The following is a 13,307-nucleotide window of genomic DNA, read 5'->3' as shown; positions in this document are numbered from 1 at the left end:
CCCGCTCAACCGACGAGCAGCGCGTATACGATGCCCGGACCGTGCACGCCGATCGTCAAGTCGTTCTCAATATCCGACGATCGGCTCGGACCGGATATAAAATGAATGCCCGCAGGCAGGCTTTCTCGCCCGCCTTCGTCGAACGTTGACATCACTTCGCCGAGCCTCGTCTTCAGACGATCAAGCGGAATAATCGCGATTAGCACGGTCGGCAGCAAGCTAACGGAGCGCCCCTTGTCCTTGGAGGACAGCACAACCATCGAGCTAGTGTATGCCGCCGCATGATCGACCAGCACGACGCCAATGTCGGCTTCAGCCGAACGCGCCTTCCAGTTTTCCTCGGCGTCGGTGTTCCAGACCGAGATTTTAGCCTCTGGCAGACGCTGCTCCAATCCTAGCGCGGCAAGCTCCGGCTCGTTCTGACGAATGATATACTTCGCTCCGAGCTCGCTTGCTTTGTCCGTAACAAACTGCTGCACGTCTTCCATCGACGATAGCCGTTCTACGTGACCGCCCACGCTTTTGAAATTTTCCGTAAACCGTTCGATGCGTTCCTGCTCGTTCCATTCGTAGACGTTCCAGAAATCCGGCGATCCGCGAAACGGATGCTGCGGCGCTTCGGCCACCATCGGACGTCTCAGCTTGGAGGAGATATTGCCGATAAATTGACTTTGCTTAGCCCGAGACTTCTCTTCCATCTCCCTCAGCCACTGCTCCTGCGTTTTAACCGTGTCCATGACCGTGCGTCCCCCCTTTCTTGCGATTCGAAACCGCCTGCTCCATTAGCTGCTTGACGTCCGGTGACATCTCCTGAAGACCTGCGCGGATTTCTGCATCCAGCGTTGCCCACTGCTGGCGGAAGCTCTTCTTCGGCAGCGTCGGGGTAACCCGGTACGTATTCCAGCCTTTGAGCGGTCCGATCTTGAGACGGATGCCTCCATCGCGAGCGACGAACTTCTGCCCGATCTTGCCGAGCTTCAGCACCGTGCTCATCCGCCCGGACTTCGAGAACAGCGTTGCGAAGCCTTTCATTCCCGCATCCTCCAGCTTGTTGCTATGTCCGGCTTCTACCTTGCGCCTGCGCAGGTAGATCAGCATCTCGTGAAGCGGAATCTTCACGGGGCAAGCCTCGTAGCAAGCTCCGCACAAGCTGGAAGCGTTGGCGATATCGTCCCATTCGGCGATATTTTTTTGGAGCGACGGCGTCAGCACGGCGCCGATCGGGCCGCTGTACGTTCCGCCGTAAGCGTGGCCGCCGATATGCCGGTAAACCGGGCAGGCGTTCAAGCAGGCGCCGCAGCGGATGCAGTTCAGCAGCTCCTGGAATTCGGGATCTCCGAGTTGCAGCGAGCGTCCGTTATCGACGATAATAATGTGCATTTCGTCCGGTCCGTCGGCGTCCTCGGAGCGTCTTGGCCCCGTGATGCCCGACATGTACATCGTCAGCTTCTGTCCGGTCGCCGAACGAGGCAGCAGCGTCGCCATCACTTCGAGATCGGCCCATGACGGAATGATCCGTTCCATGCCCATCAGCGTAATTTGCGTCTTCGGCAGCGTCGTCACCATCCGGGCGTTGCCCTCGTTCTCGAACAGCACCATCGAACCGGTCTCGGCGATCGCGAAGTTGCAGCCCGTCATGCCGATATCGGCTTCGAGGAACTTTGAACGAAGCCGTCTGCGCACATAACCGGCCAATATTTTCGTATCCGCCTCCAGCTTCTCTCCCGCATCCTCGGACAGAAGCTCGGCAATCTGATAGCGATTTTTATGAATGGCGGGGATAATAATGTGCGACGGCGGCTCGTCGGCCAGTTGAATGATGTATTCGCCAAGGTCGGTTTCGATCGCTTCTACGCCGATTTTTTCCAGCGCCGCATTAAGATGCAGCTCCTCCGATACCATCGACTTCGATTTGACGACGGTTTTGGCGCTTACCCTTTCGGCAATCGCCATAGAAATATCGACCGCTTCCTTCGCGGTTTCGGCAAAATGCACATGAACGCCGTTCGCGCGCGCGTTCTCCACGAACAGGTTCAAATAATAATCGAGGTGAGCGATCGTATGAAGCCGGATTTGTCGGCCCCGTTCGCGCCAATCCTCCCAATTGCCGTGCTCCTCCGTCGCCTTCAGCTTGCCGTTCTTCAGCCGTTCGGTCGTGAATTTGACGGCCTTGCGCAGGAAGTCGTTGTTCAGCGCCAGCTCCGCGCGTTCTTTAACCGTTGCCCCGCCTTTAGGTCCGTGGCTCATCTTATTTCACCCCTTCATACAGCAGCTCGGCCAAATGCATCACTCTGACCGGCTCGTTGCGATAACGCAAATTGCCCGCGATATTCATGAGACAGGCCATGTCCAGTCCGACCAGCACTTCCGCTTCCGTTTCCTTGACGTGATCGCTCTTCTCGTTGACCATCGCGCCGGAAATATCCGACATTTTGACCGCGAACGTCCCACCGAAGCCGCAGCAGTCCTCCGCGTGCGGAAGCGGAACGAATTCGAGTCCTTGTACGCGACTCATCAGCGCCATCGGCTCATCCTTGATGCCCATCAGGCGAGTTCCGTGGCAGGAAGGATGATACGTTACTTTATGCCGGAACGTCGCGCCAACGTCTGTCACGCCTAGCACATTAACGAGGAATTGGGTGAATTCATACGTCTTGCTTTGCAGCGCCAGCGCCCTGTCCAGCATACTCGGATCGTTCTCGAACAGCTTCGGATAATGATGGATCATGCCCGTGCAGGAGCCGGACGGCGCAATCACGAAGTCGCTGTCTTCGAAGGCTTCGATAATCGTGCGGGCAGTCGTTCTCGCTTCGTTCCAATAGCCGCTGTTAAATGCGGGCTGGCCGCAGCACGTCTGAACCGGGGGGAACTCCAGCGTAACCCCGTACCGTGCCAGCAGGCGGATCATCGCCTCCCCGACCCGCGGGAAGATCGCGTCGCTCAAGCAAGTAATAAACAGAGAAACCTTCAATGTGCCGCACCCCTTTCGCTTCTATTTTTATATTATCAGGTTATCAGGTTGTCAGACAAGTTGAGAATGATTTTCATAAGGAAAAAGCGTTCCTAAGAACGCACTCGCCTCCACCTATTGCCGAGAAGCGAGTGCGCGTCTATGACAGGAACCGCTTGTTTGCGAGCCGCGCGCTACACCGTAACGACGGCGATCCCACGGCCTTCCAATTGCTCGATCGTTTCTGCAGGCATCCGTCTGTCGGTAATGATCATATCGACCTCCGACAGATCGGCGACATGAGTAAACGCCTGTACGCCAAATTTACTGGAGTCGGCGAGCAGAATGACCTCGTCCGCCATGCCGATCATCCGCTCCTTGATCCGGGCCTGCAGCTCGTTGGACTCGCTGATGCCGCGCTCCAGATGCACTCCCTTGCAAGAGAGAAACACTTTATCGACGTGGTAGGCATCCAAGGAGCGCTCCGCCAAGGGACCTACGAACGACAAGGAACGCTGGGCGAGAATGCCGCCCGTGGAGATGACCTGGATCTTCTCCTTGTTGCTAAGCTCCGTCGCGACTTTAATCGAATTGGTCAGCACGGTCAGGTCGATGTCGGGCACGTCGGCCGCCATATACCAAGCGGTCGAGCTGGCGTCCAGCAAAATGCGGTCGTTCGGCGAGATGCGCTTGATCGCCTCCAAGGCGATCCGCTTCTTCTCGTCCGCGTTCGTAATTTCGCGCACGGCATAAGGAATTTCCGGATGCAGCGCGGTCGTCTCCTTGACGCTGACCGCGCCTCCGTGAGAGCGGCGCAACCGACCCGCTCGTTCGAGCCGGTCCAGATCGCGGCGGATCGTCTCCTCCGTTACCTGGCACAGCTCGCTCAGCTCGGATACCCGGATGCTTCCTCTTTCGTTGACCAAGCCTACAATTTTCTCATATCGCTCCGCAACCAGCATGTGTACCCTCTTTTCGCAACCGAATTTAGTCCGACAGCCCCGTTAGCGTCCGGAAGCGCTTGTATGCACCAACCCATAGCTCCGAATCGCTTGGCTCGTACGTTTCCACAGGGAACGACTCGCGTATCGCCTTGCGGGCTTCCCAAATATCGGCGAAAGCGCCTTGAGCGATCCATTGAACGGCAAGATTCCCGATTGCGCTTCCTTCGGAAGGTCCGGCCCATACCGGCTTGCCGATCGCATTCGCCGTCCATTGGCAGAGCAGCGTATTCTGAATGCCGCCTCCGACCATATGCAGACCGCCGAAGCTTTGTCCGGACAACCGTTCCGTCATTTCGAACACGTAGCGATATTTTAACGCCAAGCTCTCCAGGATGCAACGTACGATTTCGCCTACGCCGTCCGGCTCCGCTTGATTCGTCCGCCGGCAATATTCCGCGATTCTCGCCGGCATATCCCCGGGAGGCAGAAACAGGTCGTCGTCCGGATCGATGAACGTCGCCAGCGGCTTCGCGTTCGAAGCGAGCTGCACAAGCTCCGGGAACGAATAGGATCGGCCTTCTCGCTCCCACTCTCTCCGGCACTCCTGCAAAATCCACAGACCCATAATATTTTTCAGCAGCCGGAACGTATTGCCGAAACCGCCTTCGTTCGTGAAGTTGAGCTTCTGCGCCAGCTCGTGCAGCACGGGCTTGTCGACTTCCGTGCCCATCAGCGACCACGTTCCGCAGCTTAAGTAAGCGAACGACTTCTCCGTTGCCGGAACGGCCGCAACCGCCGAGCCCGTATCGTGTTCCGCTACCGCATACACGGGAATTGAAGCGACGCCCAGTTCCTCGCATACCGACGGCTGAAGCCGACCCGCAAGCTCCCCTGGCTTAAGCACGTTGCCGAACCAGCTCCGCGGCAAGTCGAGCAATCTCAGAAGCTCGGGATCCCAATCGTCCGTTACCGGATTGTACAGCTGCGTCGTCGTCGCGTTCGTGAACTCGTTGTGCATTTCCCCCGTAAGGAAATAGCGCAGCAGGTCCGGAATCATCAGCAGCCGGCTTCCTTCCTGAAGCACCGGAGATTTGGCCTGTTTCAGCGCGTAGAGCTGATAGATCGTATTAAAAGGAAGGAACTGAATACCCGTCCGAGCGAAAATAACCCCAGCCGGAATTTCGGCCATCACTCGTTCCATCGCTTCTTCCGTATGACGGTCGCGATAATGGTACGGGTTGCCGGCCAGTTCGCCGTTTTTGCCGATAAAGCCGAAGTCGACCGCCCAGGAGTCGATGCCCATGCTCTGCAGGTCGATGCCCCGATGCTTGGCCTTCAGCAAGCCTTGCTTGATTTCGTGATAGAGCCGCAAAATGTCCCAATACAGGCGGTCGCCCGCCTGTACCGGATCATTGGGGAAGCGATGCAGCTCCTCGACCTCGATCTTGCCGTCTGTCAGTCGTCCGAGCAGCGCTCTGCCGCTGCTCGCGCCCAGATCGAACGCGAGTATGCTCGACATCTCTCATCATCCTCGGTTAATTAATTGGCGCGCTTCAGCAGCACGTCTTGCTCGTACGCCTTCACTTCGCCCAGCCAGTCTTCGCGAACAGGCACGCCGTTCTTCTCGCAGTAGTAGTCCCATACCGCGCCGAACGGATACGACTTGAACTCCTCCGTCAGGGCCAGACGCGTCGTATAGTCGCCATCGAGCTCCGCTTTCTTGAGCGCTTCGATCGGATCAAGCATGGCGCGAAGCAGCGATTTGATCGTGTTGCGCGTGCCGATCACCCAAGCCGCCACACGGTTGATGCTGGCGTCGAAGAAATCGAGACCGATATGCGTCTTGCCCAGCAAGTCGCCGCGCACAAGCTCGCGACCGATGTCGATCAATTCGTCGTCGAGCGTAACGACGTGGTCGCTGTCCCAACGCATTGGGCGGCTCACGTGCAGCAGAATGCCGTCCGCGAACAACGACAACGAGCTCAGCTTGTTCGAGATCACTTCCGTCGGATGGAAATGGCCGGCGTCGAGACAGATCAGCTTATTGTTGCGCAGCCCGTAGCCCATATAGAACTCGTGGGAACCGACGACGTAAGCTTCCGATCCAAGCCCGAACAGCTTGCTCTCGACGGCATCGAGATGGTGCGCCGGGTTCAGTTCTTCCGCGAACACTTCGTCCAAGGCGTTCTTCAAGCGCTGTCTAGGCGCCAAGCGATCAGCGGGAACGTCCTTATAGCCGTCCGGAACCCACACGTTCGTAACGCAAGTCTGACCGAGCTGCTCTCCGAAGTAAGCGCCGATCTTGCGCGATGCTTTGCAGTGATCGATCCAGAAGCGGCGGATTTCCGGGTCCGGATGGCTCAGCGTAAAGCCGTCGCTGGACTTCTCGTGGGAGAAGCAGGTCGGGTTGAAGTCCATACCCAGCCCTTGCTCCTTGGCCCAATCGACCCATTTCTGAAAATGCTTTGGTTCGAGCTGATCCAGCTCAACCTTCTCGTCGGTGTCGGCGTAGATCGCATGGAGATTTACTTTGTGCTTGCCCGGAATCAAGGAGAAAGCTTTCTCCAGATCCGCGCGAAGCTCCTCGGGCGTTCTTGCCGCTCCGGGATAGTTGCCCGTAACGGAGATGCCGCCGGTCAAATCCTGATCCTTGTTCAGGAAACCTCTGACGTCGTCTCCCTGCCAACAGTGCATCGAAATTTTAATTTGAGCCAGCTTCTCCAGAACCTGATCGACGTCGATACCGTGCTTGGCGTACAGCTGTTTGGCCGCTTCGTAATTGTTAACGGTGGATTGTTGCATGCGCGTTCCTCCTCGGGCTTCGGTTTTATTTTAAAGGATAAGCAATGACGGACATGAGGGCATTCTCGGCTTGCGTTGAATCGAGCCGGCTGTACTGAACGATGATCGGGATATCGCTTACAACCTCCATCGCGTAAGGAACGCCGACCGGAATCGGCGTCCCTTCCTTGTTCAGCGAGCTCGTTCGAATATGCTTGGTTCTCCTGGCTCCGACGACGACCATGATGTCCTCCAACGGCTCGCGATCCTCGAAGAAAACCGTGATTTTGAGCAAGGCGTCCTCCGACGCCGTGTTGAGCACGCAGATGGATTCGTGGCTTGTCAGCTGCCCGGAGCTGATCTCGGGAATATAAGCGTCCGGAATGTACCAGACCTTCTCCCCTTGCGCCCTATGCATAGGAACGATCCCCTTCCGATGATTATCGAGTGAACGCTGCGGGAACGCCGCCGTCGATCGTCAGCATGCAGCCCGTCGTTTTGGCGGACTTGGACGATGCGAAGAATGCGATGCCTTCCGCGATGTCTCTCGGATAAATATTAACAAGCAGTGTCGTGCGCTTGCGGTAGTATTCTTCCAATTGATCCGGCTCGATGCCGTAAGCGGCGGCGCGCTCGTTGCGCCAGCTGCCGTTCCAGATCGCCGACCCTTGAAGAATCGCATCCGGCAAAATCGTGTTGACGCGAATGCCGAACTCTCCGCCCTCGGCCGCGATGCAGCGCGCCAGATGCGCTTCCAGCGCCTTGACGGAGCTGTAGGCGGTAGCGTTCTTGCCGGCGTATACCGAGTTTTTGGACCCGATGAATACCATGTTGCCGCCGATGCCTTGCGTCTTCATCAATTTGAAAGCTTCGCGGGCAACGAGGAAATATCCCGTACCGAGCACGTTCATATTCAGGTTCCATTCCTTCAGCGACGTTTCGTCGAACGGGCTGGAGGTAGCCAAGCCTGCGTTGTTGACGATAATGTCCACGCCGCCGTAAGCAAGCGCCGTCGCGTCGTAAGCCGCTTGCACCAGTTCCTCGCTTGTTACGTCGACTTTAACGGCCAGCGCGCGATTTTCTCCCCACTTGGCGTTGATCTCGTCGGCGACCTTCTGCGCGCCTTCGAGGTTCAGGTCGGCCAGCACGACGTGCGCGCCTTCCGATACGAGACGGCGTGCCGTTTCGCTGCCGATACCGCCTGCGCCGCCCGTGATGAATGCGACTTGACGGGAGAACTCGGCTTCCGGCGGAGCCAGCGACAGCTTATAAAGCTCCAGCGGCCAGTACTCGACGTTGTAGGACTCGTTCTCGGACAGCGAGACGAAGTTGCCAAGCGCCGTCGCGCCTCTCATAACCGCAATCGCACGGTGGTAGAGCGCTCCGCTCACTTGCGACATCGCCCAGCTCTTGCCGGTGTTGATCATGCCCACGCCAGGGATCAGAATAACGCGAGGCGCGGCTTCGAACATGACGTCGCCTTCGTTCTTATTGCGCTCGAAGTAAGCAGTGTATTGCTCCTTGTAAGCCGCAACGCCTTCCTTCAGCTTGGCGATCAGACCGTCGATGTCGTTCGCGTCGGGCGTCCAGTCGATGAACAGCGGCACGACCTTCGTATGAACGAGGTGATCCGGGCAGGCTGCGCCCACTTGGGACAGCTTGGCGGAATCTTGGCCGGAGACGAATTGCAGCACGTCGTCGGCATCGTCGAAGCTCAGAATCATCTTCTTAGCGTCGCTGACCGCGCCGCGGATCGTCGGCATCACTTTAGCCGCGATATTTTGACGAACTTCGGCAGGAAGCGTCTCGTATTTCGCGCCGCCGAATGTTTTTGCTTCGTCGATGCGGGCTTCGATGAACGCTTCCGCTTCGGAGATGATCTTGATCGTCTGTGCGTAGCAAGCCTCGGACGTCTCGCCCCAAGTGACGAGGCCGTGTTTCTCCATCAGCACGAGCTCGGCTTTCGGGTTGTTCAGCACGCCTTCCGCGATCATCTTCGACAGCGTGAAGCCCGGGCGGATGTAAGGAACCCAGACGAAGCGGTCGCCGAAAATTTCCTTCGCCAGCTCTTTGCCGTTATCGGCGCAGCACAGGCTGATAATCGAATCCGGATGCGTGTGGTCCACATGCTTAAATGGCAGGAAAGCATGCAGCAGCGTCTCGATCGAGGCGCGCGGATGCTTCGAATCGATCATGCAGTTCGCCAAGTAAGCGACCATGTCCTCGTCGGACATTTCCGGCTTTTCGAACAGCGGACGGATGTCGTCCATGCGCAGCCCCGTAAAGTTGCCCGCTTTCATCGTTGCCAGATCGGAGCCGCTGCCTTTGACGTACATCACTTCGACGTCGCGGCCGCGGAAGTCCTTCTCGATCGTTTTCGAAGATGTATTGCCGCCGCCGTAGTTGCAGACGCGGCGATCCGTGCCGATGATGTTGGAACGATAAACGAGCTGGTCCAGACCGGACTGCAGCTCGTCCGCTTTCGATGATTGCCACAAGCTTTGTACCATGGGATTACCTCCGGATGTTGTTTTTGTTTGGTTTTGAAATCATTCTATCACACCCGTTTGTTTTTGAATACTTTAAAATCAAACACAAACAAAAATAAATAGTGGTAGGCTCGGCCGTCCGCCTCTTACGGTCTGGCAGACCGTTACGCTCACATATTCGGCACTTTGACCGCCTCTTACGGTCTCGCAGACCGTTACGCTCACATATTCGGCACTTTGTCCGCCTCTTACGGTCTCGCAGACCGTTACGCTCACATATTCGGCACTTTGTCCGCCTCTTACGGTCTGGCAGACCGTTACGCTCACATATTCGGCACTTTGCCCGCCTCTTACGGTCTCGCAGACCGTTACGCGCACATATTCGGCACTTTGCCCGCCTCTTACGGTCTCGCAGACCGTTACGCGCACATATTCGGCACTTTGCCCGCCTCTTACGGTCTCGCAGGTGGTTACGCGGGCATATCCGGCCGTTTGGCCAAAGAAAAAAAGCATCCTAGTCGATTAACGATCAGGATGCTTTGGCTCACGCTCAAGATTGAATAAACTTTTTGTTAGGCAAGTAGTGCAAAGCCTTAATAAAACGAATCGTTCGCGTCTTCGCGCGCATCACGATCGAATGTGTCTCCGCCCGCTCGTCCGGCAAGTAGCGTACGCCGCCGAGGAACTCGCCCGGAGTAACGCCGGTCGCCGCGAAAATGACGTCCTCCGTGCCAACCATGTCCTCCATCGTCAGCACCTTGTACGGATCATCGATGCCCATCTGCACACAGCGCGAATACTCGTTGGCGTCGGATGGCATAAGACGCCCTTGAATTTCGCCGCCCAAACATTTCAGCGCCGCGGCGGCAAGCACCCCTTCCGGCGCTCCGCCGGACCCGACGTACAGATCGATGCCTGCCTCGGGGAATGCCGGAGCCATCGCTCCTGCGACATCCCCATCGGTCAGGAACTTAATCCGGACGCCGACCTTGCGCAGCGTCTTAATCGTCGATTCGTGACGAACGCGATCCAATATCATAACGGTCAACTCGGAGACGTTCCTGTTCAGCGCCTCAGCCGCCTTCTTAAGCGTCAGTTCCAGCGGGTCCGTCAGTCTCAGCTTGCCGACAAGCTGCGGGCCGACCGCAAGTTTCTCCATATACATATCGGGCGCATGCAGCAGATTGCCCTTATTCGCAATCGCAATAACGGACATCGCGTTATTCAGCCCTTTGGCCACGATCTCCGTTCCTTCGAGCGGGTCGACGGCTACGTCCACCTCAGGCCCGTTCATGCTGCCCACCTGTTCTCCGATATAGAGCATCGGCGCCTCGTCCATTTCCCCTTCTCCGATGACGACCGTGCCGCTGACCGAGATCGAATCGAACATCGCCCTCATCGCCGAAGTCGCCGCCCCGTCCGCATTAATTTTGTCTCCTCGTCCCATCCACGGCGCGGAGGCCAGCGCGGCCAATTCCGTTACCCTAACGATCTCAAGCGCCAATTCCCTCTCCATGATGACCCCTCCACATCAATATCACTCGCATTTAATATATATCATATTATTATATATGACACCATATATACAAGACTGTTTTTCGATTTAGTGTGTCACAATTAAAAAAAGCCGCATAAAGCTTTATTTATCACATGGAGTATATTGACGATTATTCTGTTCCGCGTTGGGACCGATGCCCCCTTTTCTGCCTAAGCCAATTCGGGTTTTTCGCCTTATTTTTATAATCAAATAGTCCCTTCTATGTTGTAAGCAGCAGAAATATTTAATATGATTGTTGGAGTTATTTCCAGCCCATGTTAACTTCGTAATCCCCAATACATCGAATTAGGAGCGTGAAAGCATGAAAAAGAAACTGCTCGCAGGAGTCATCGGCTTGTCCATGCTGGCCAGTATGGGAGCAGGCGCCTATGCTGCATCCAATCTACAAGAGATTAAAGCTTTCTTGAACAGCGGACTTAAATTCAAAGTGGACGGAGTGCCGGTTCAACTAAGAGACGGCAACGGCAGTACCGTACTCCCGATTACTTACAAAGGGACGACTTATTTACCCGTTCGGGCCGTGTCCGATGCACTTGGCGTTGCTGTAAACTACGATGCGAAAGCCGGTACGGTGCACCTAGGCGAGAGATCCGAGGGCGTAGCGATTTTGGACGGCTTCGAAGATATGTACCAGACGAAGGATCCGTCCAAAACGTCCTACAACGGCAAAGACTATAAGGAAGTCTATTTGAATAACGCTACAGGCTCGCGCTCCGGCTCTTTCATGCTGTACCCGAAGAAGAAGTATCAGAAGCTCTATCTTCAGGTCGCTGCTGTCGGTAAAGATATTGAAGAACTGAAGATTCAGGAGAGCGGGTCTTTGAAGGAGCTGCTGCAAACCTCGGTAACGATGGATGAAGGGTTGAAAACGATCGAAGTGGATATCGGCGGAATCGAGGCCTTGTACATCAATGCGGACTTAGTCGACGGCGGAGCGATGTTCGTTCCCCTTATTGCGTCCTACTATAAGTAAACTAAAATAGGGGAACCCCTCTCTTGGCTCCCCAGGTTTGGCGAGAAGAGGCTATCCCACAAGTAAGGTCGTGCAAGATAATCGATCAAGAAAAAAGTGCATATATCTCCTGGAGACTGCCTCATACGGTCCTGAAATCACCTCTTAACGGGTTTACCCATTCAGATTTCAGGATCGTATAGCATCGGAAGGAGATATATGCACGATAACATTCTCTATCGATTATCTTTTTGGACGGCTTTTTTTACTTATGGGACAGCCTCTTCGTTTTGTTGCTAGCTGGTACATAACGAATCGAGCTGCCGTCATAGGCGAAGGTTACGTTACAGCAGTCGAAGACCTGCAAAGACCTCCTGCAAAGACCTGCAAAGCTTTGCCCCTTACTCCCGGAGCACCAGCTTTAACCGAATAATCTCGCTGCGGCTGCCCAGGCGAATCGGCGGTCCCCAGGAGCCGAAACCGGACGAGACAACAACGTGCATGGCGTCTTTGCGCATATAGCCCCAATCCAGCTCGAACAGCCGCCTCGTAAACAGATGGTTCGGCCAAAACTGTCCCCTGTGCGTATGGCCGCTAAGCAGCACGTCCGCCCCCGCCTCCGCCGCTTTGGCGAACTGCGTCGGCTGATGGTCCATCAGCACCACCGGCTTGCGCAGATCCGCAGCCTGCAGCAGCTCGCGAACGGCAAGCCTGCCGTCCGGCCCCGACGCCTCCACGGTTTTATCCTTGCGACCGGCGACATACAGCTTGCCGTCGATTTCCACCGTTTCGTCCTGCAGCACGCGTATGCCGAGCGACTTCATTTCCTCCGCGTAACGGTCGATATGCCCGCCATAATATTCATGGTTCCCCAGCACCGCATAGACGCCGTGCTTCGCTTGCAGCCGCCCCAGAACCTCGCCCATCCGGTTGCGCAGATAGGGCTCGATCGAATCGTCGATCACGTCGCCCGGAAGCAGAATCAGATCGGGCTCCATCGCGTTCATACGCTCGACGAGACGATGCAGATGCTTGCGCCCGACCAAGTTGCCGAGATGAATGTCCGATGCGACCGCAATCGTCCACTCTGTTGGCCCCCCGTCCGCAAACTTGTCAATCTGAAGCTCATGCGAACGGATAACGGGACTCCACGCGTTCCGCGAGCCGACAAGCAGCAGCACAGCGATCAAGCCCAGTACGACGCTTCCCGAGACGACGATATAGCCGTTGGACACTCCCGTCGTCAGCCACAGCGCTAGCCGAACCGCATCTGCAAGAAGAAAGAGCAGCAGTCCGATTTCCATGACGAAAATATAAATGGAACCCGCTACCTTCAGCAACCGACCTATCGGCCTTAATGGATCGGGGAGCGGGATTCTTCCCAGCACAAATCCGTAGGCGATCAGCGCAAACGGAATCCAAAATCCATAGGGAGAATAGCCGAGGCCGACCGCCGCCGACCATTCCGTAATATGCCATCCGATGTAGAAGTTAATAGCCGCATACACGGTAAGCAGCAATGAAACGAGGACGATAAACCGAGGTTGAACTTTCATCTGAAATGGGCTCCCTACCTTCACTATCAAGTTATGAGAAAAATTATATCATAGAAGAAGCCCTGAACCGAAACGGC

12 protein-coding genes are annotated in these 13,307 nt (G+C 56.0%); 1 reads left to right on the top strand and 11 read right to left on the bottom strand.

Annotated elements, in window-relative coordinates; genetic code table 11:
- Positions 1-5: 5 nt before the first annotated feature.
- The 10 genes from DFP98_RS13710 to glpX all read right to left on the bottom strand — a co-directional run bounded on the left by DFP98_RS13710 (position 6) and on the right by glpX (position 10,680).
- Complete coding sequence (locus DFP98_RS13710; protein ID WP_116061162.1) at positions 6-737, bottom strand: LutC/YkgG family protein; 732 nt, start codon at positions 735-737, stop codon at positions 6-8.
- Entirely contained in the window at positions 724-2,247 is a 1,524-nt protein-coding gene (locus tag DFP98_RS13705) for a LutB/LldF family L-lactate oxidation iron-sulfur protein (RefSeq protein WP_116061161.1), read from the bottom strand. The genes DFP98_RS13710 and DFP98_RS13705 overlap by 14 nt, the downstream gene beginning before the upstream one ends.
- Before the next feature lies 1 nt (position 2,248).
- Positions 2,249-2,971 (bottom strand): (Fe-S)-binding protein, encoded by a 723-nt coding sequence (locus tag DFP98_RS13700; protein ID WP_116061160.1) that lies wholly within the window; start codon positions 2,969-2,971, stop codon positions 2,249-2,251.
- A 173-nt stretch (positions 2,972-3,144) separates the two neighbouring features.
- Positions 3,145-3,912, bottom strand: coding sequence for a DeoR/GlpR family DNA-binding transcription regulator (locus tag DFP98_RS13695; protein ID WP_116061159.1), 768 nt, complete (start codon positions 3,910-3,912; stop codon positions 3,145-3,147).
- A 25-nt stretch (positions 3,913-3,937) separates the two neighbouring features.
- The gene (locus DFP98_RS13690; RefSeq protein WP_116061158.1) at positions 3,938-5,413 is read right to left on the bottom strand and encodes a rhamnulokinase; all 1,476 of its coding nucleotides are present in this window, start codon (positions 5,411-5,413) and stop codon (positions 3,938-3,940) included.
- A 20-nt stretch (positions 5,414-5,433) separates the two neighbouring features.
- Complete coding sequence (gene rhaA / locus DFP98_RS13685; RefSeq protein ID WP_116061157.1) at positions 5,434-6,696, bottom strand: L-rhamnose isomerase; 1,263 nt, start codon at positions 6,694-6,696, stop codon at positions 5,434-5,436.
- 25 nt (positions 6,697-6,721) lie between these two features.
- Entirely contained in the window at positions 6,722-7,093 is a 372-nt protein-coding gene (locus DFP98_RS13680; protein ID WP_116061156.1) for a sensory rhodopsin transducer, read from the bottom strand.
- Between the two features lie 22 nt (positions 7,094-7,115).
- Complete coding sequence (locus DFP98_RS13675) at positions 7,116-9,185, bottom strand: bifunctional aldolase/short-chain dehydrogenase (RefSeq protein ID WP_116061155.1); 2,070 nt, start codon at positions 9,183-9,185, stop codon at positions 7,116-7,118.
- A 78-nt stretch (positions 9,186-9,263) separates the two neighbouring features.
- Positions 9,264-9,593: a hypothetical protein gene (locus tag DFP98_RS38645; protein ID WP_220377093.1), complete on the bottom strand. Its 330-nt coding sequence runs from the start codon at positions 9,591-9,593 to the stop codon at positions 9,264-9,266.
- Between the two features lie 121 nt (positions 9,594-9,714).
- Complete coding sequence (gene glpX / locus DFP98_RS13670) at positions 9,715-10,680, bottom strand: class II fructose-bisphosphatase (protein ID WP_116061154.1); 966 nt, start codon at positions 10,678-10,680, stop codon at positions 9,715-9,717.
- 343 nt (positions 10,681-11,023) lie between these two features.
- Here glpX and DFP98_RS13665 point away from each other — a divergent pair, with 343 nt between their 5' ends.
- On the top strand, positions 11,024-11,695 hold the full coding sequence (locus DFP98_RS13665) for a stalk domain-containing protein (RefSeq protein WP_116061153.1): 672 nt from the start codon (positions 11,024-11,026) through the stop codon (positions 11,693-11,695).
- A gap of 380 nt (positions 11,696-12,075) precedes the next feature.
- Here the strand turns inward: DFP98_RS13665 and DFP98_RS13660 are convergent, their stop codons facing one another.
- Positions 12,076-13,230: a metallophosphoesterase gene (locus DFP98_RS13660; RefSeq protein WP_116061152.1), complete on the bottom strand. Its 1,155-nt coding sequence runs from the start codon at positions 13,228-13,230 to the stop codon at positions 12,076-12,078.
- Positions 13,231-13,307: the final 77 nt, after the last annotated feature.

It is taken from the genome of Cohnella phaseoli (assembly GCF_003386235.1).
Taxonomy (GTDB): Bacteria; Bacillota; Bacilli; order Paenibacillales; family Paenibacillaceae; genus Cohnella; species Cohnella phaseoli.
Note: the sequence above shows the minus strand (reverse complement) of the source record. Positions and strands in the feature narration are given on the sequence as shown.